The organism is Sphingomonas sp. EC-HK361, assembly GCF_902498785.1.
Taxonomy (GTDB): domain Bacteria; phylum Pseudomonadota; class Alphaproteobacteria; order Sphingomonadales; family Sphingomonadaceae; genus Sphingomonas.
Genome location: NZ_LR701493.1, coordinates 950,659 through 968,942 on the forward strand (window position 1 = coordinate 950,659; position 18,284 = coordinate 968,942).

14 protein-coding genes are annotated in these 18,284 nt (G+C 66.5%); 9 read left to right on the forward strand and 5 right to left on the reverse strand.

Annotation, left to right across the window (positions count from 1 at the left end; genetic code table 11):
- The first annotated feature begins 35 nt into the window (after positions 1-35).
- Together BOS5A_RS05965 and ntrX are read left to right on the forward strand one after the other, a co-directional pair.
- Positions 36-2,282 carry a sensor histidine kinase gene (locus BOS5A_RS05965; RefSeq protein WP_151954242.1) on the forward strand — a complete coding sequence of 749 codons (2,247 nt, stop codon included), beginning with the start codon at positions 36-38 and terminating at the stop codon, positions 2,280-2,282.
- Positions 2,283-2,285: 3 nt separating this feature from the next.
- On the forward strand, positions 2,286-3,656 hold the full coding sequence (gene ntrX, locus BOS5A_RS05970; RefSeq protein WP_151954243.1) for a nitrogen assimilation response regulator NtrX: 1,371 nt from the start codon (positions 2,286-2,288) through the stop codon (positions 3,654-3,656).
- Positions 3,657-3,768: 112 nt separating this feature from the next.
- On the opposite strand, the gene BOS5A_RS05975 is transcribed toward ntrX, so the two are convergent.
- The 4 genes from BOS5A_RS05975 to BOS5A_RS05990 form a co-directional block, all read right to left on the reverse strand.
- Positions 3,769-4,845, reverse strand: a complete 1,077-nt coding sequence (locus BOS5A_RS05975; protein ID WP_151954244.1) for a PA0069 family radical SAM protein — start codon at positions 4,843-4,845, stop codon at positions 3,769-3,771.
- Between the two features lie 311 nt (positions 4,846-5,156).
- Positions 5,157-5,684, reverse strand: a complete 528-nt coding sequence (moaB, locus tag BOS5A_RS05980) for a molybdenum cofactor biosynthesis protein B (protein WP_151954245.1) — start codon at positions 5,682-5,684, stop codon at positions 5,157-5,159.
- Positions 5,674-7,491, reverse strand: a complete 1,818-nt coding sequence (locus tag BOS5A_RS05985) for a lytic transglycosylase domain-containing protein (RefSeq protein WP_151954537.1) — start codon at positions 7,489-7,491, stop codon at positions 5,674-5,676. Before BOS5A_RS05985 ends, moaB begins: the two co-directional genes overlap by 11 nt.
- Before the next feature lie 2 nt (positions 7,492-7,493).
- Positions 7,494-8,216 carry a uracil-DNA glycosylase family protein gene (locus tag BOS5A_RS05990; RefSeq protein ID WP_151954246.1) on the reverse strand — a complete coding sequence of 241 codons (723 nt, stop codon included), beginning with the start codon at positions 8,214-8,216 and terminating at the stop codon, positions 7,494-7,496.
- 120 nt (positions 8,217-8,336) lie between these two features.
- On the opposite strand from BOS5A_RS05990, the gene BOS5A_RS05995 reads away from it, so the two are divergent.
- The 6 genes from BOS5A_RS05995 to BOS5A_RS06020 all read left to right on the forward strand — a co-directional run bounded on the left by BOS5A_RS05995 (position 8,337) and on the right by BOS5A_RS06020 (position 15,285).
- Positions 8,337-9,998 carry an electron transfer flavoprotein-ubiquinone oxidoreductase gene (locus BOS5A_RS05995; protein ID WP_151954247.1) on the forward strand — a complete coding sequence of 554 codons (1,662 nt, stop codon included), beginning with the start codon at positions 8,337-8,339 and terminating at the stop codon, positions 9,996-9,998.
- Positions 9,967-11,583: a tetratricopeptide repeat protein gene (locus tag BOS5A_RS06000; protein WP_234419222.1), complete on the forward strand. Its 1,617-nt coding sequence runs from the start codon at positions 9,967-9,969 to the stop codon at positions 11,581-11,583. Before BOS5A_RS05995 ends, BOS5A_RS06000 begins: the two co-directional genes overlap by 32 nt.
- Positions 11,580-12,407, forward strand: a complete 828-nt coding sequence (locus BOS5A_RS06005) for a 4-(cytidine 5'-diphospho)-2-C-methyl-D-erythritol kinase (RefSeq protein WP_151954248.1) — start codon at positions 11,580-11,582, stop codon at positions 12,405-12,407. Before BOS5A_RS06000 ends, BOS5A_RS06005 begins: the two co-directional genes overlap by 4 nt.
- Positions 12,408-12,508: 101 nt before the next feature.
- Positions 12,509-13,582, forward strand: a complete 1,074-nt coding sequence (recA, locus tag BOS5A_RS06010; RefSeq protein WP_151954249.1) for a recombinase RecA — start codon at positions 12,509-12,511, stop codon at positions 13,580-13,582.
- Between the two features lie 231 nt (positions 13,583-13,813).
- Complete coding sequence (locus BOS5A_RS06015; RefSeq protein ID WP_199857230.1) at positions 13,814-14,656, forward strand: class I SAM-dependent methyltransferase; 843 nt, start codon at positions 13,814-13,816, stop codon at positions 14,654-14,656.
- On the forward strand, positions 14,653-15,285 hold the full coding sequence (locus tag BOS5A_RS06020; protein WP_151954251.1) for a glutathione S-transferase family protein: 633 nt from the start codon (positions 14,653-14,655) through the stop codon (positions 15,283-15,285). The genes BOS5A_RS06015 and BOS5A_RS06020 overlap by 4 nt, the downstream gene beginning before the upstream one ends.
- A gap of 6 nt (positions 15,286-15,291) precedes the next feature.
- Here the strand turns inward: BOS5A_RS06020 and BOS5A_RS06025 are convergent, their stop codons facing one another.
- Positions 15,292-16,581: a dicarboxylate/amino acid:cation symporter gene (locus BOS5A_RS06025; RefSeq protein WP_151954539.1), complete on the reverse strand. Its 1,290-nt coding sequence runs from the start codon at positions 16,579-16,581 to the stop codon at positions 15,292-15,294.
- A gap of 111 nt (positions 16,582-16,692) precedes the next feature.
- On the opposite strand from BOS5A_RS06025, the gene BOS5A_RS06030 reads away from it, so the two are divergent.
- Positions 16,693-17,946 carry a M24 family metallopeptidase gene (locus BOS5A_RS06030; RefSeq protein WP_151954540.1) on the forward strand — a complete coding sequence of 418 codons (1,254 nt, stop codon included), beginning with the start codon at positions 16,693-16,695 and terminating at the stop codon, positions 17,944-17,946.
- Positions 17,947-18,284 lie beyond the last annotated feature (338 nt).

Sequence of the window (18,284 nt, forward strand, 5' to 3'; positions counted from 1 at the left end):
TTTCCGGGCAACAGTGATGGTGTAGCCGGGGAGCAATGACTTCGACGGTCGATAGCGTAGAGGACCTGCCGCCCCCGGGCCGCCGCTTTCGCGTGACGCCCGCCGTTGAACTGGCGGTGGTGGCCGCCGCGATCGTCATCGCCGCATTCAGCTATGCGGCCCTGTCGCATGTCGGTCCGTCCGAGCGCCTTATCGAGCCGCCGATTATCGCGCTGGTACTTGTCGCTAATCTCGTATCGGGGGTGGCGCTTTTGATGTTGTTCGGCCGGCGGCTCGCGCTGCGCCGCGCTGCGGCGTCCGCGCTAGGCGGGCGCGGGCGTCTCCATGTGCAGCTTGTCGCGATCTTCTCGGTCGTCGCTGCAGTGCCGATGCTTCTGGTCACGATCTTCGCATCGCTGCTGTTCCAATACGGCGTGCAATTCTGGTATTCGGATCGCGCGCGCGGTGCGTTCGAAAATGCTACTGCACTCACGCAAAGTTCTTACGCGATCATTCTTCAGCGCTGGGAGGAGGCGACCGCCACGATGGCGGACGATCTTGGAGCGTATCTACAAGAACGACCGATCGATACGCGGTTTGGCAAATATTTCGCGCAACAAGTCTATTATCGCAGCCTGTCTGAAGGCGCCTTATTTCGGGTGACGCCCTCGAACAGCATCCAGACCTTGGCGATCGTGAACCCGTACGAGGTAAATTTCCAGCAATGGCTGACACCTGCCTCGATTGCGAAGCTGCGTAGCGGCCAACGCAGCGTTGTGGTCGTGACTGGCGGGCGCATACAGGTTTTCACTCGGCTTTCCGGCACGGAAAACACCTATCTCTATGCCGCCCGCGTTTCACAAAATCCGCGCGAGATGACTCAGCAGACGGACCGGGCCATTGCCGCACAGGCCGACTACCGCGCGCTTCTGGCACGATCGCGAAGCCTTCAGCTCCAGTTCAATGCGGCCTTGCTCATCATATCGCTGCTGATCGTCGGCCTTTCGGTGTGGATTGCTCTCGCGGTCGCCGACCGTCTCGTCAGGCCGGTGGCTGAACTTGTCGGGGCGGCAAGACGGGTCGAGCGCGGCGATCTGACGGCACGCGTGCCCGAAACCGATACGCGCGACGAGATCGGCACGCTTTCCAACGCCTTCAACCGCATGACCGAGCGGCTGGAGTCGCAGAATACCGCGCTGGTTACCGCCAATACACAACTCGACAGCCGCCGCGCGCTGATCGAGGCGGTGATGTCGGGCGTTTCCGCAGGCGTCGTCTCGATCGCGGAGGATCGGACGATCCGGCTCATCAACAGCTCGGCCGAGGCGCTCCTCGGGACCGGCAGCGGCAGTTCGGTCGGGCGTCCGCTCGCCGAGGTCGCGCCGGAGCTCGACGCGATGCTCGACCAGCCGGCGCGCGAGGCGGTGGTGCAGATGACGGTCGCGGGCGAGGCGCGCACGCTTGCCGTGCGGATCGCGCGCGACGGCACCGGGCCGATCCTGACCTTCGACGACATCACCCAGCAACTGCTCGATCAGCGCCGCGCCGCCTGGTCCGATGTCGCGCGGCGGATCGCGCACGAGATCAAGAACCCGCTCACCCCGATCCAGCTCGCCGCCGAACGCCTGCAGCGGCGCTACGGCAAGACGATCGACCCGGCCGACACGACCTTCGCGCGGCTGACCGACACGATCGTCCGCCAGGTCGGCGATCTGCGGCGGATGGTCGACGAATTCTCGTCCTTCGCGCGGATGCCGAAACCCGTGTTCCGGCGCGAATCGCTCGTCGATATCGCGCGCCAGACGATGTTCCTCCACGAGGTCGCGCATACCGGCATCGCCTTCACCCTCGTCCATGACGATCCCGGCCCGGTGCTGGTGTGCGATCGTCGTCAGATGGGCCAGGCGCTGACCAACATCGTCAAGAACGCGGTCGAGGCGATCGAGGCGACCGGCGAGGCGGGCGGGGCCGTTACGATGACGCTGACCGAGGCACCCGACTCAATCACGATCGAGGTCGCCGACAGCGGCGTCGGCTTGCCGGTAGAGCGCGACCGCATCGTCGAACCCTATATGACCACGCGCGCACGTGGCACCGGCCTGGGCCTCGCGATCGTCAAGAAGATCGTCGAGGAACATGCCGGCACGATCACCTTTGCGGACCGCGCGGAGGGCGGCACGCTGGTGTGCATGGTGTTCGACACCCGCGCGCTGGCCGCGATCGAAACCGACGGCGATGCCTCCGCCGACGACCTGTCCTCAGACGGCGGCCAGCTTGCCGCCCTCACACGTAATCGGAACTGATTGATGGCGCTCGACATCCTTGTCGTTGACGACGAAACCGACATCCGCGAGCTGGTCGCAGGGGTCCTCGAGGACGAGGGCTACGAGACGCGTGGCGCGGCCGACAGCGATTCCGCGCTCGATGCCATCGCGACGCGGCGACCTTCTCTCGTGCTGCTCGACGTGTGGTTGCAGGGCTCGCGGCTCGACGGGCTGGAATTGCTCGACGAGATCAAGCGCCGCGATCCGTCGATTCCGGTGCTGGTGATCTCGGGTCACGGCAATCTCGACACCGCGGTCGCCGCGATCCGCAAAGGCGCGGTGGATTTCATCGAGAAGCCCTTCCAGGCCGAGCGCCTGCTGCTGATGGTCGAGCGCGCCACCGAAACCGAGCGCCTGCGCCGCGAGATCGCGAGTCTTCGTGCTTCGGCGGGCCGGGAGGACGACCTGACCGGGAGTTCGGCCGCGATCAACACGGTGCGTGCGACCTTGAAGCGGGTCGCTTCAACCGGCAGCCGCGTGCTCGTGATGGGCGGTGCCGGCGTCGGCAAGGAAGTCGCCGCGCGCCTTCTCCACGGCTGGAGCCAGCGCGCCGAAGCCCCGTTCGTCATCGTCAGTGCGGCACGGATGACGCCGGACCGGGTCGAAGAAGAGCTGTTCGGGGTCGAGGAAGGCGGCGACCTCGTCCGCCCCGGTCTGCTCGAACAGGCGCATGGCGGCACGCTGTTCCTCGACGAGATCGCCGACATGCCGATCGCGGCGCAGGCGCGCATCCTGCGCGTCCTGACCGATCAGAGCTTCAGCCGTGTCGGCGGGCAGCGGGTTGTGAAGGTGGATGTGCGAGTCGTCTCCGCGACCTCGCGCGACCTGACCGACGAGATCGCCGAAGGCCGCTTCCGCGAGGACCTCTATTACCGGCTGAATGTCGTGCCCGTGGTCATCCCGCCGCTGGCCGACCGGCGCGAGGATATTCCGACGCTCGTCGATCACTTCGTCGCGCACTATGCGTCCGAACGCCGCGTGCCGACGCCTGAGATCGCGCCCGATGCGATGGTCGCGCTGCAATCCTATGACTGGCCGGGCAACGTCCGCCAGTTGCGCAATGTGGTGGAACGCACCGTCATCATGGCACCGGGCGACCGGATCGGGCGGATCGATGTCGATCTGCTGCCGGCGGAAGTGCTGGGCGACCGTGATGCCGGCGCAGGAACGTCCGCGATCATGGGCGCGCCGTTGCGCGAAGCCCGCGAGACGTTCGAGCGCGAGTATCTACGAGTCCAGATCCGCCGCTTCTCGGGCAACATCAGCCGCACCGCGAGCTTCATCGGGATGGAACGGTCGGCGCTCCACCGGAAGCTGAAGTTGCTGGGAATCACCGAGACGCGCGAGGATTGAGTCGCTGACCTTGTCGTCACCTCGGCCTTGAGCCGGGGTCCCGCTACCTTAGTCTCGCGAGAAGCGGGACTCCGGATCAGGTCCGGGGTGACGAAACTCGGTGTATCGCTCCTTAAAACAACTCCCCCTGCGCACCCGCCGGCGGGCGGAACAGTTCGCTGCGCAGGACAATCCGCGATTCGTTGAGTCCTAGCTTGCGGCAGGCAATCTGGAAGCGTGTGCGCAGCAGATCCGCCCAGGGGCCTGCGCCTTTCATGCGGGTGTGAAAGTTCGGGTCGTTGTCGCGTCCGCCGCGGATCGACTGGACGATCGCCATGACCTTGCCAGCGCGGTCGGGGAAATGCTCGTCGAGCCACGCACGGAACAGCGGTGCGACTTCATGCGGCAGGCGCACCGGCAGAAAAAACGCGGCTTTCGCGCCGGCCTCCGCGGCGCGCGACAGGATGCGCTCGATCTCGTGATCGGTGATCGCCGGGATGACCGGCGCGATCGAGACATAGGTGGGGATGCCCGCGTCGGCGAGGCGACGGACCGCGGTCAGCCGCCGCTCGGGGCTGGGCGCGCGAGGTTCCAGCGTCATCGCGATCCGCGGATCAAGCGAGGTGATCGAGACCGCGACAGCGGCGAGTCCCTTCGCCGCCATCGGCGCCAGGATATCGATGTCGCGCACGACGCGGTCGGACTTGGTGGTGATCGTCAGCGGATGGTTCGTCTCGGCCAATATCGCGATAATGCTGCGCGTGATCTGCCACTTCGCCTCGATCGGCTGGAAGGGATCGGTGTTGGTGCCAAGCGCCATCGGTGCGGCGACGTAACCGGGCTTCGCAAGCGCCGCCTGCAGTAGTTTTGCGGCATCGGGTTTTGCGAAGAGGCGGGTCTCGAAATCCAGACCCGGCGAGAGATCGTGAAAGGCGTGGGTTGGCCTGGCGAAGCAATAGATGCAGCCATGCTCGCAGCCGCGATAGGGGTTGATCGACCGGTCGAACGGGATGTCCGGCGAGGCGTTGCGGCTGATGATCGACTTCGGGTGCTCGACCGTCACGGTGGTGCGAAGCGGCGGCGCGGCCCCGTCGATCGCTTCGCGCGCATCCAGCCAATCCCCATCCGCCTCGGTCTGCGGCAGGTTGAAACGCGTGCTCTCCGCATTGAGCGTGGCACCGCGGATCGCGCGGGATTTGGCGTTGACCATTGCGGAGTAATACCGGTTGCGCAGGAACGTATCAAGAACATGACGACCGGCGGGGGAGAACGCGCTGTATCGCGAACGGGCTGGTTTCCGAGGAGAATGGCTCGTCCCGATTGAATGCGCTCCATTGCCGTGCGAAATCCGCCCTAGGTTGACACGGTTGACACCTAGTCGCGGGTGCGCGCGCGCCTGCGCGTTGCATATAAGCGGGGCTGTAGGACAGCCGGTATCTACGGTTTGAAAGAGCGATGCCGGAGATGCCCGAAAAGGCGCGTGTAGGACAGGCGCGAAATCCGCGTCGCTGGCGTCTCGCTCTACCGTTCCATCAACCGCGGCATCAGCTCGACGAAGTTGCAGGGGCGGTGGCGGCTGTCGAGCTGGTCCTTGAGGATACCGTTCCATGCGTCCTTCACCGCACCGGTCGAACCCGGCAGCGCGAAGATGTAGGTGCCGTCGGCCACGCAGGCGCAGGCGCGTGACTGGATCGTCGAGGTCCCGATCGTCTGGAAGCTAAGCCAGCGGAACAGCTCGCCGAAGCCGGGGATCATCTTGGTTGCCACCTGCTCGACCGCCTCTGGCGTAACGTCGCGCCCCGTTACACCGGTGCCGCCGGTGGTCAGGACGCAGTCGATCGCAGGATCGGCGATCCAGCCGCGCAGGGTCGTCACGATCGTGTCGATATCGTCCCTTTCGATCCTGCGCTCGGCCAGCACATGGCCCGCCTCGGTCAGCCGGGCGACAAGCGTGTCGCCCGAGCGATCCTCGTCGAGGCCGCGCGTGTCGGAAACGGTCAGGACGGCAATGTGAACGGGCGTGAAGGCCCGCGTCTCGTCAATCGGCACCGGCTACCGCAGGCGTTGCGTTGACCGCGATCGTCGGCTGCGCGGTCGTCAGGCTCGCCTGCTGCGTTGCGTTCGGTCGCGCATCGAGCCGCACTGCGCTCGCGCCCTTCAGCCCCGGAAAGCGCGGCCACATACCCTGTGCCAGCGCGGATCGGCTCGGCAGATCGGTCTTGCCGGCCTGCCGCTCATACATCCAGTAGTTGCGCAGCACCGTCGTCACATAGCCGCGCGTTTCCCAATAGGGGATGCTCTCGATGTAAAGCAGCGGGTCGCCATTGTCGTGGACGATGCTGTTCCAGTCCTGCACCGGCTTCGGCCCGGCATTATAGGCGGCGATGACCTTGGGCAGCAGCCCGCCGGTCAGCCCCATGTCGCGCAGCTTTTCGAGATGGCGCTGGCCGATATCGATGTTGGTGGACGGTCGCGAGAGCGACGACCGGTCGATCGGCAGGCCCCGTTCGCGCGAATAGTCGGTTGCCGCCGCCGGCATGATCTGCATCAGGCCATAGGCACCGGCCGGGCTGACGACGGTGTTGCGGAATCCCGATTCCTGGAGCGCATGGGCGAACACCAGCGCCTTGTCGACGCGCCAGCCGGTATCGGGCGTCCAGCGCGGCATCGGGAAGCGCGCCTCGGCGGTTGCGGTCACGCCCTGCGGGCAATTGTGAGCGAGCCATACGGCGCTCGCGGGGAGATTGAGCTGGCTGGTGAGCCGGGTCAGACTTGCGAACTCGCGCGGATCGCCGATGCGCGCCTGCTGGCGGATGACCGCGTCGGCCTCGTCGGTCTCGCCGATCTCGACGAGCGCTGCGGCGACGCGGACGTTGGGGCGACCCTGAAGGGCGGTCCAGTCCGCCGTGACCGGCGCTGCGCTTTCCTTGCCCACGTCGCGCAGGCCGAGTGCCTGGCGCGCGAGCTGGCCGTAGAAGCTCTCGCGGTACTGTGAGGCGGTCTTCAGTCGCGCCTCGACCCGGTCGGGTCGTCCGGCGGCGGTATCCGCGCGCGCCGCCCAATACAGCCCGGCCGAGCGCAGATCGACATTGTCGGTCGCGCGCGCGGCGACGCCTTCGAACGCGCTTTCCGCCGCCGGGTAATCGCCCTGTCGCCAAGCCGACAGCGCTCCCATCCAGCGTGCCTGGAGCGCCCAGTCGCCCTCGCCATTCTGCGCGAGCGCTGCCTGGAAGCGCGCATTGGTGTCGTCGCCCTGAAGGAAATACATCCACGCGACCTTCGCGCGCCATTCGGTAGCGGCCTCGTTCGACAACCCTTGCGTCGAATCGAGCAGCGCCTGCGCGGGACCGCCGAGATCGTCCTTGATATAGGGCTGCATCTTCGCCGCGAGATCGGCGGCGATGAGGTCGCTCTTGATGCTCTTCGCCCGGATGCGGGTCGGTGCGCCGTCCTGCCAGATGAGCCGCTGCGTGACCGGCAGCGGAGGGAGCGCCGTGCCGCCACGCACCTGGGCCAGCCGTGCGATCTGCTCGGCCTGGGGAAGCTCGGGCGCCTCGTTTAGCAGCTTGACGAGCGGGTCGAGCTCGACCCGCGGGCTGCCCTTGGCGGTGTAGAGCTCGGCCCGGGCGAAGGCATGAAGCGGGCCGGGCTCCATCGAATCGAGTTGCAGTTGCGCATCGGTCCAGCGCTGGTCGCGGATGGCGGCGAAAACCGCGCGGTAGGCGGTGCGCTGCGCCTCGGTCAGCTGATCGGGGATGCCGGCGGTCATCGACGATGCGGACGCAACGGGCGCTGCGGCGAGCGCAGCCGCGGGGAGGGGGGAGAGCGCCAGAAGCGATACCGCCGCCAGTAACATCCTCACGAAGCCAGTCCCCCGATTGCCAATTGCAGGTCGCGCCACGCCTCGGCCTTCAGCGCCGGCCGCTCGATCAGCAGGCGCGGGTGATAGGTCGAAACCATGTCGATCATCTGTCCGCTTCTATGGTTAAGTGGCTGTAAACGCCCGCGCGCTTCGCGGACATCCATCGCGCAGATCGCACGGCTCGCCGCATCGCCCATCACGATCAGCCGTTTCGGCCCGACGAGCGCGATATGATGACGCGCCAAGGCCGCCAGCCTGTCCTGCGTATCGCGCGGCAAGCGCCCCGCCAGCGGGCGCGCATAGGCGACCGCGGCCAGATGCACCGTCTCGCGCGACTGGCCGATCGCGGCGAGCATCCGGTCGAACAATCGGCCGACCGCGCCCTCCATCAGGCATTCGCGGTCGTCCTTCTCCGGACAATCGACGAGGATCATCAGCGCCGCCGAGGCGGGGCCTGCCGCGGTGATCCGGACACCCGGCCAGCCGGCCTCCGGCGCGTCGGCACCGCTGCGATAGGCGAGAAAGGAGTCGAGCGTTTCGGCCAGCACGTCGCCCGGTTGCGGAGCCGGTGCTGGAATGAACGCTGCCGGTGCCGCTGGCGGAGGCGCGAGCCAGTTGCGGGGAGGCTCGTCGACCAGCGCATCGACGCCCGCGTCACGCCACCACTCGAGCGCGCTCGCCGCCAGCCGGTTCCAGTCGAGATTCTGATCCGCCCCCATAGCGTGCCACTAGGAAGCGAGTTGACGTGGCGGTCAATTCGCTAGACTGGCTTTCACCGACAGGACGTGGCCGCGATGCGCCCGGTTGCCGGGGCGTGCCGCTGCAATGGGGAGTGAGTGATGAGCGAACGCGAGTCGATGCCGTATGACGTTGTGATCGTTGGCGCGGGGCCGGCCGGGCTTTCCGCGGCGATCCGGCTGAAACAGCGCGCCGCGGAAAAGGACGCCGACATCTCGGTGTGCGTGCTGGAAAAAGGGTCCGAGGTCGGCGCGCACATCCTGTCCGGCGCGGTCATCGATCCTCGCTCGCTCGACGAACTGCTGCCCAACTGGCGCGAAGATGGGTGCCCCCTGGCCGAGGTGCCGGTTACCGAGAACCTCCACTGGGTGCTGTCACGCACCGGCAAGTCGAGCCTGCCGCACATCCTCACCCCGCCATTCCTCCACAACAAGGGCACCTATACCGGCAGCCTCGGCAATTTGTGCCGATGGCTCGCGGGCAAGGCGGAAGAGCTTGGCGTCGAGATATTCCCCGGCTTCGCCGCGGCGGAAGTGCTGTTCAACGACGACGGGTCGGTGAAGGGCGTCGCGACCGGCGACATGGGCGTCGCGCGCGACGGGGAGCACAAGCCGGACTATCAGCCGGGGCTAGAGCTGCATGCCAAATATACCTTCTTTTCAGAAGGCTGCCGCGGTCATCTGACAAAACAACTCATCCGAATCTTTGGTCTGGCGACGGACAGCGATCCGCAGGTCTATGGCCTGGGCGTCAAGGAATTGTGGGATATCGATCCAGCGCTTCATCATCCGGGACGCGTCATCCACACCCAGGGCTGGCCGATCAGCGAGACCGACGGGACCAACGGCGGCGGCTGGGTGTATCATCAGGCGAACGGGCAGGTCAGCCTCGGGTTCGTCACCTGGCTCAACTACACCAACCCTTATGTGTCGCCGTTCCAGGAGATGCAGAAGTGGAAGACTCATCCCGAGATCGCGGCGCTGCTGAAGGGGGCCAAGCGCGTCAGTTATGGCGCGCGCGCGATCAGCGATGGCGGGCTTCAGTCGATTCCGAAGCTCGTCGCGCCGGGCATGGCGCTGATCGGCGACAGCGCCGGGTTCCTCAACGTGCCGCGGATCAAGGGCACACATACCGCGATGAAATCGGGGATGATGGCCGCCGACGCCGCGGTGGACGCGATCCTTTCGCAGCGCAGCCACGACGAACTCGCGGCCTATCCCGAGGCTTTCGAAGAATCGTGGGTTCGCAAGGAGTTGTCGGTCGTTCGTAACGTCGTTCCTCTGGTCAAGCGGTTCGGCGATTTCATGGGTTCGGGCCTTGCCGGTATCACCATGTGGCTCGAGCATTTCGGGCTGAAGATGCCCTTTACGCTGAAGCATCACCCGGACCACGAAACGCTATGGCGCAAGGACCTGGTGAAGCCGCCCGTCTATCCCAAGCCCGATGGCGTGCTGACGTTCGACCGGCTGTCCTCGGTGTTCCTGTCGAACACCAACCACGAGGAGGATCAGCCGGTCCATCTGACCCTCAAGGACCCGGACGTCCCGGTCGAATACGACCTCCCGCTCTACGACGAGCCGGCGCAGCGTTACTGCCCGGCCGGGGTCTATGAGATCGTCGGTGAGGATGTGGGCGAGCCGAAGTTCGTCATCAACGCGCAGAACTGCGTCCACTGCAAGACCTGCGACATCAAGGACCCGACCCAGAACATCAACTGGGTCGTGCCGGAAGGTGGCGGAGGTCCCAATTATCCCAATATGTAAGCGCCTGTTCTTCGCAGCCGCCCTCATCATCATTCCCGGGGCGGCGCTTGCCGATGGCGGCGGGTTATCGGCGTATCTCCGAGCGCGCGTCGCAGACGCCGATGGGCGGACGGCGCTGGCAGCAGCCGATTATGCGCGCGCGCTCGATGCGGCGCCCGCGGACAGTTCGGTCGCGGTGCGCGCCTACCGTGAGGCGCTGGCGGCGGGCGACGACGGTCTTGCTGATCGGGCTGCCGCCATCCTGACCCGGTCCGGAAAAGCGCCGCCGGACGTCGTGCTGGGCGCCATCGCCCGCGCAGCCGCTACGAGCGATCCCGCTGCGATCGACGCCGCCATCGCGAAGATCGGCACCAGTCCGATCGCGGTGATCGGCGCGTCGCTCCGCGCCTGGGCCGCGTTCGGGCGCGGTGCCGATCCCTTTGCGGTGTTGCGGTCCCGGCCCGGGGACGTCGTCGCCGCGCGCTTCGATGCGGAGAACCGCGGCCTGCTGCTGCTGGCGACCGGCAAGACGGCCGAGGGCGTGAAGGTCCTGACCGCGCTGCTCGGCACCGATCAGTCGAGCCTCGATATCCGGGTTGCCGCTGCGCAGATTCTCGCCGCGCAGGGAAAGGCTGCCGCTGCGGCCCCGTTGCTGGTCGGCGACGACCCTGCGATCGTTGCCCTGCGTCGCGACGCGGGAAAAGGGGTGATGCCCTCCTTCGCCTTCGGTGCCTCGCGGCTGTTCTCGCGTATCGCGTCCGATCTCGCCGCCGGGAAGGTGGGGCCGTTGTCGATCGCGCTCACCCGCGCGGCACTGCGTGCGGACCCCGGCAACGACCGCGCGCGGCTGCTCCTCGCCAATGCGCTCGCCGCCGATGGGGCTACGGCGCAGGCTGTCGCGGCGCTCGATGCGGTTCCCCCCGGCAGCCCCTATGCGGCGCAGGCGCGCGCGGGGCGTGTTCAAGTCCTGGCTCAGTCGGGCGACGATCAGGGTGCGCTGGTGGCGGCTCGCGCCCAGGCCAGCGCGCCGGGTGCGACGCCAACCGATATCGAGCGCCTCGGCGATCGACTGGTGCTGGCGGGGAAGAACGAAGACGCTGCCGTGCTTTACAAATCGTTGCTGAAAGATCGCGAGAACGACTGGGTCGCGTGGTTTCAATATGGCGGCGCGCTGGAGCAGGCGGGGCGCTGGAAGGAAGCCGAGCCGGCGCTCGCGCAGGCGGTGGCGCTCGCACCAGACGAGCCGCTGGCGCTCAATTATCTCGGCTATGCGCGGATCGATCATGGTGGGGCGGTTGCGCCGTCTCTGGCGCTGCTGGAGCGGGCGCATGCGCTCATGCCCGACGATCCCTCCATCCTCGATTCGCTCGGCTGGGGCTATTTCCGCGCCGGCCAGACCGCGCGGGCGCTTCCCCTGATCGAGCGCGCCGCGGCTGCCGCGCCCGACAATGCCGAGATCGCCGATCATCTCGGGGACCTCTATTGGTCGCAGGGTCGCCGGTATGAGGCGCGTTATGCCTGGTCCGCGGCGAAACTTTACGCCGATACCGAAGACGCCAAGCGGATCGCCGCCAAGATCGCCAACGGGCTGCCGGCTAAGCGATGATCGTCGAGACGGCGCCGGCCAAGATCAACCTTGCCCTCCATGTCCGCGGCCGTCGTCCAGACGGCTATCACGAGATCGAGACGCTGTTCGCCTTTTGCCGTGATGGCGACAGCGTGAGTGTCGCATCCGCCGGGCAGAACAGCTTCGCGGTTACCGGGCCGTTTGCAGCCGCGCTGGATGGGGATGGGGAGAACCTCGTCATCCGCGCCGCGCTTGCCTTTGCCGCTGTGTTTGCGCCGGCTACTGCCCATGCGATCGTTCTCGACAAGCACCTGCCGGTCGCATCCGGGATCGGCGGCGGATCGGCCGACGCGGCAGCGACGCTTCGGGCGCTGGCGAGTCTTCACGGCGTGCCGCGGGCCGAGCCGAAGTTCGTCGATATCGCCAAATCCCTCGGCGCGGACGTGCCGGCGTGCCTTGCCGGCGTGGCCGCGCTGGGGCGAGGGCGGGGTGATGATCTCGTTGCGGTGGAGGGACTTGCCGGGCTGCCCGTCCTCCTCGTCAACCCCGGCGCTGCGGTATCGACGGCGCAGGTCTTTCGCGCATGGGACGGGATCGATCGCGGCGCGCTGGACTGGTCTGGAGATCCGATCGCCGCTGCCGGACGATCGCGCAACGATCTCGAAAGAATCGCGCGGGCGATCGTCCCCACGATCGATGCGGTGATCGGGGTCCTGTCCGCCGCCTCCGGCGCACGGCTGGTGCGCATGTCGGGCTCGGGCGCGACGTGTTTCGCGATATTCGAGGATCGGGAGCAAGTCGCGGAAGCAGCCCGCGTTGCGCGGTCGCGCGGCTGGTGGTGCCTGGAAACGGCGCTTGCCTGACCCAAATGTTCCGCACTTGTTCTAACGGAACAAATGCTATACGCCTTTGCCATCAGACGCGTTGAACGGTTCACGCGCATGGCTTAAGCGGAGGGTCCACAATGGCCGCCAACCTGAAGGTGATCGATACCGGCATGGCAACCGCAACTACAGACCGTCAAAAGGCGCTCGACGCCGCCCTCGCGCAGATCGACCGCGCCTTCGGCAAGGGGTCGGCGATGAAGCTGGGCCAGAAGGAGGCGATGCAGGTCGAGGCGATTTCGACCGGCAGCCTGGGGCTCGACATCGCGCTCGGCGTCGGCGGACTGCCGCGCGGCCGGGTGATCGAGGTCTATGGCCCGGAAAGCTCGGGCAAGACGACGCTGGCGCTCCATGTCATTGCCGAAGCGCAGAAGAACGGCGGTACCGCGGCCTTCGTCGACGCCGAGCACGCGCTGGACCCCGTTTATGCCAAGAAGCTGGGCGTCGACATCGACGAACTCATTGTTTCGCAGCCCGATACCGGCGAGCAGGCGCTGGAGATCGTGGACACGCTCGTCCGGTCGAATGCGATCGACGTGCTGGTGGTCGATTCGGTCGCGGCGCTCGTTCCCCGCGCCGAGATCGAGGGCGAGATGGGCGACAGCCATGTCGGCCTGCAGGCGCGGCTGATGTCGCAATCGCTGCGCAAGCTCACCGGCTCGATCAGCCGATCGCGCTGCATGGTGATCTTCATCAACCAGCTGCGCATGAAGATCGGCGTGATGTACGGCAATCCGGAGACGACGACGGGCGGCAATGCGCTGAAATTCTATGCCTCGGTCCGCCTCGATATCCGTCGCACTGGTGCGATCAAGGACCGCGACGAGGTGACCGGCAACGCGACCCGTGTGAAGGTCGTCAAGAACAAGGTCGCGCCGCCGTTCAAGCAGGTCGAATTCGACATCATGTATGGCGAGGGGATCTCGAAGATCGGCGAAATCCTCGATCTGGGCGTGAAGGCCGGGCTGGTCGAAAAATCGGGGTCGTGGTTCAGCTATGATTCTGTCCGGATCGGGCAGGGGCGCGAGAATGCCAAGATTTACCTCAAGGAGAATCCCGACATGGCCGACCGCCTGGAAAAGGCGATCCGCCAGCGCACCGACAAGGTCGCCGAGGAAATGATGACGGGTCCGGAAGCGGACGACGATCTTTGAGCCGCTCCTTCATGGAACGCTGATATAAAAGGGGCTCGCCATTCCGGCGGGCCCTTTCGCGGTAGGAGGGCTTGCGGTTCAGCCGGCCGCTGCTCAAGGCCGAGCATCATTCCCATCTCCCTGCGCAATCCGGGATTGAGCGCGCTATGGTGCGGCGTTCCGTGCGCGTATGGAATGGCGGGCGGCAAGGGAATCGCGGCCCGATCTCGAGTTCATCTGGAAGGCGAGAGCATGACCGATCGGAGGGATTGGCAGAGCGGGGTGGGGGAGACATGGGCGGCCGAATGGCGCCGCACCGATCGCAGTTTCACGAACCTCGCCCAGGACCTCGATGCCGCGATCCTTGCGGTTGCGCCCGCCAGTGGCCAGGCGGTCGATATCGGGTCGGGAGCGGGCGCGACGGCCGCAGCGGTCGCCGCGGCGCTTCCGGGGCTCTCGGTTCTCGGCATCGATCTTTCCAGCGCCCTCGTCGATACGGCGCGGCGCGAGCGTTCGGGACTGCCGAACCTGCGGTTCGTCGTCGGCGATGTCGCAAGCGAAGTCGCGCAGGCCGCGCCGGTCGATCTGTTTTTCTCGCGCCACGGCGTGATGTTCTTCAACGACCCGGTGGCGGGCTTCACCGCGCTGCGCGGTGCAGCGCGCGGAGGCGCTGCGATCGTCTTCAGCTGCTTTGCCGCGCGCCGGGAGAACGAATGGATCACGCTGCTCGATTCGGTGGTCGGCGCGCCGCCCGAAGCGCCGGGCTTCGCACCCGGACCGTTCGGGTTTGCCGAACCCGCGATCGTCCGGGATGTGCTCTCGCGGTCGGGCTGGACGGGAGCTAGCCCGATGCGGGCCGATTATCGCTACCTTGCCGGGAAGGGCGAAAAGAACGAGGTCGCGATCGACGATGCGACCGCGTTCTTTTCGCGGATCGGCCCCGCCGCGCCGATCATCGCGGCGGCACCCCCCGAGGAACGCGTCGCAATCACCGCGCGCCTCCGCGACGTGCTTGCGCCCCATTGCCGCGACGGCGTTGTCGTGCTCGACGCCAGTGCCTGGATATGGACCGCACACGCAGGGGAAGCATCATGACGATCATCGTTCATCATCTCGAGAACAGCCGCTCGCAGCGCATCCTGTGGATGCTTGAAGAGCTGCAGCTGCCGTATGAGATCAGGCGTTATGAGCGCAACACGGCGACGATGCTCGCGCCGCCGGAACTCAAGCGTGTCCATCCGCTCGGCAAATCCCCGGTCATCGAGGATACCGAGACGGGCCTGGTCATCGCCGAAACCGGCGCGATCGTCGAATATCTCGTCGATCTCGCCGATGGCAAGCTGGGCTCGCCGGCGAAGCGCGACGACGCGCTGCGCTACCGGTTCTGGCTGCATTATGCCGAAGGATCGCTGATGCCGCCCCTGCTTGTGAAGCTGGTCCTCACGCGCGTGCCGATCTTCGGCAAGGCGGCGCAGAAGCGCATCCAGCCGATGATCGACGTCCATCTGGATTATGTGGAGGCCGAACTGGCCAAGCGCCCATGGTTCGCCGGCGACGCGATGACCGCGGCCGATGTCATGATGAGCTTCCCGCTCGAAGCGGCGCGGTCGCGTGGCGGTCTGGACGAATCGCGCCCTGCGACGATCGCATGGCTGGACAAGGTGCACGCGCGGCCCGCCTATCAGACCGCGCTGGCGAAGGGCGGCCCCTACGCCTACGCCTGACCGGGATCAGCCCGCGCGGCTGGGCGCGTGGGTCGGCTCGATCTCGGCGGGAAGCTGCGCCTCAAGCCCGCCCTCCCACTTCGCGACCACGGTCGCGGCGATCGCGTTGCCGACGACGTTGGTCGCGGAGCGCCCCATGTCGAGGAAATGGTCGATCGCGAGCACCAGCAGCAGCCCCGCCTCGGGCAGGTTGAACTGCGACAGCGTGGCGGCGATCACGACGAGGCTCGCGCGTGGGACGCCGGCGATCCCCTTGGACGTGATCATCAGCGTCAGCAGCATCGCGATCTGCGTGCCGAGATCGAGGTGGATGCCGTAGGCCTGCGCGATGAACAGCGACGCGAAGGTCATGTACATCATCGACCCGTCGAGGTTGAACGAATAGCCCAGCGGCAGGACGAAGCTCGACACCTTGTTCGGCACCCCGAACCGGTCGAGCGCCTCGAGCGTGCGCGGGAAGGCGGCTTCCGACGACGCGGTCGAGAAGGCGACGAGCACTGGCTCGCGAATGTAGCGCAGCAGCGACCCGATCCGCCGCCCGACGATCAGGAACGCGACCGCGATCAGCACGACCCACAGCAGCGCGAGCCCGAGATAGACGCTCCCCATGAAATAGGCGAGGCGGGCGATGACGCCGGGGCCCTGCTCGATCAGCGTCGCCGCGACGGCCGCGAAGACCGCGATGGGGGCGAAGCGCATGACGTAATCGGTGATCTGGAGCATCACCGCCACCAGCGCCTCGGCCGCGGTCACGAGCGGCTTCGCCTTTTCGCCCACCGCGGTGATCGCGACGCCGACGAAGACCGAGAAGATGACGATCTGGATGATCTCGTTCGTCGCCATCGCGTCGATGATCGAGGTCGGGAAAATGTGCGTGATGATCTTCGCTGCGTCGAAATTGCTCTTGTCGAGCCCGCTGGTCGCGGTCGCGGGGGGCAGGGCCAGGTTGATCCCGACGCCGGGCTGCAGGATGTGGACGAGGATCAGGCCCAGCGTCAGCGAGACGAGGCTCGCGCTGATAAACCAGAACAGCGACTTCGCCCCGACCCGGCCCAGTGCACCGGTGTCGCCCATATGCGCGATGCCGACGACGAGCGTGCCGAAGACGAGCGGTGCGATAATCATCTTGATGAGATGCAGGAAGATCGTCGTGAGGATCGAGAACCAGCCGGCGATCGACTTCAGATAGGCCGCGTTGGCCGCGCTGCCGTCATCGAACGCCGCGTTGATGCCCCAGCCGACGACGAGGCCGAGCACCAGCCCGATCAGGATGAAGGTCGTCAGCCGCTTCGCCAAAATCATGCACTCCCGTTATGGCCGTCCGTCATGCCCGTCCGTTATGGGCGTCGGCACCGAAGGGGATTGCGGGCGCCGGGTCAAGAACCGTAACGCAGACCTATGAAGCGCATGCCCCTGACACCCGGCCGCCGCGACGTGCTGCGCGCCGCCGCCATCCTTCCGCTCGCGACTGCCGCCGTCGTGCGTGCAGCGGAGCCGGACCTCTCCGGGCTCAATGACCTGACGGGTGCTGCGAAGCCGATCGACGCGGGCGAGCGGGCGGGGCGGCTGAAGCGCGCGCAAGGACTGATGCGCGCGAACGGGATCGGCGCGATCGTCGTCGAATCGGGATCGAGCCTCGTCTACTTCACCGGCGTGCGCTGGGGCCGCAGCGAGCGGCTGACCGCGGCGGTCATCCCGGTCGAGGGCGAGCCGTGCATCGTCACGCCCTTCTTCGAGGCGCCGTCCATTGCCGAAACGCTGGCCGTGCCCGCGCAGGTCCGGGTGTGGCAGGAGGACGAGGACCCTATCGCGGTCATCGCCGGATTTCTGAAGGATCGCGGGCTCGCCGGCAGGTCGGTGGGCATCGAGGAGACCGTGCGCTTCTTCGCCTATGACGGCCTCGCGCGCCGGATGCCTGGAAAGATCGTTTCCGCCAATCCGGTCGTGCGCGGCTGCCGCATGGTGAAGACTGCGGCCGAAATCGCGCTGATGCAGACCGCGACCGATGTGACGATCGCCGCCTATCGCTGGGTCCATCCGCGCGTCGAAGCCGGAATGACGGGGCACGATATCGGCGCGCTGATGGACGCCGCGACCCGCAAGCTGGGCGGCGACCCCGAATTCAGCATGGCGCTGATCGGCGAGGCCGCGGCCTATCCGCACGGCAGCAAGAAGGTGCACAAGGTCGCGGACGGGCAGATCGTCCTGATGGACTGCGGCTGCACGGTGCAGGGCTATCAGTCCGACGTCTCGCGCACCTTCGTCTTTGGGGCAGCGTCAAAGCGCCAGCGCGCGGTGTGGGATCAGGTGGCACGCGGCCAGCAGATCGCGTTTGCCGCCGCGAAGATCGGTACGCCGGCCGGCAGCGTCGACGATGCGGTGCGCGGCTTCTACGCGTCGCTCGGCTACGGCCCCGGCTACAAGCTCCCCGGCCTGTCGCACCGCACCGGCCACGGCATCGGCATGGACGGCCATGAGCCGGTCAACCTGGTCCACGGAGAGACGACGAAGCTCGCCGCCGGCATGTGCTTCTCGGACGAACCGGGGCTTTACATCCCGGGCGAGTTCGGCGTGCGGCTGGAGGACTGCTTCCACATGACCCCGTCCGGCCCGAAATGGTTCAGTGTGCCACCACCGTCGATAGATCAACCAGTGGGCTGAAGGAGCGCGTCCATGAAGTCATCGATAATCCTTGCAATCACCGGCACCGTTATCGCGACAACGACCGCTCCTGCTACGGCCGATCCTGTTCGCGGACTGAGCCGAGTCGGCCAATGCGCCGTAACCAAAGTCAAATGGGTTGGGCAGCGTCTGGAGGATCGCGGTAAACCGGTGCCAGATTCGGGATCGTCGATCATTTTGGCAAACGGTGTCTACGGGGTCGACTACAGCCAAGTATCGGCAGTCAATCGGTCGCGGGTCGGTGATCCGGTTCGGGTATGCCTCATCAGCATACCCCGCGGTTGCCCGCGCGGCGATATGCGAGGGCGCATGTATAG